The 208-nt window shown below is 58.7% G+C and carries 1 pseudogene; it reads right to left on the bottom strand.

Annotated features, from left to right (window positions below):
- Window positions 1-208 (bottom strand): annotated as a pseudogene (locus tag VU18_RS20770) (acyl-CoA dehydrogenase family protein); the annotation flags it as partial.

The raw sequence follows: 208 nt of genomic DNA on the forward strand, positions 1-208 counted from the left end.
GAAAATTTGCACCGCCTCGACCGTCACTTTCATCGCCGTGTCGCCGGCAAACAGTTTCGCCATGGCGGATGCTTTGCCGTACGGCAAGCCATTCGACTCCAACCATGCCGCTTGATAGGTCAAGAGCCGCGCCGCTTCAATGGCCGTCGCCATGTCAGCGAGCTTGAAAGCGACCCCTTGCTGCTCGATGATCGGTTTGCCGAACTGG

Source organism: Geobacillus sp. ZGt-1, assembly GCF_001026865.1.
In the GTDB taxonomy this organism is placed as follows: domain Bacteria; phylum Bacillota; class Bacilli; order Bacillales; family Anoxybacillaceae; genus Geobacillus; species Geobacillus thermoleovorans.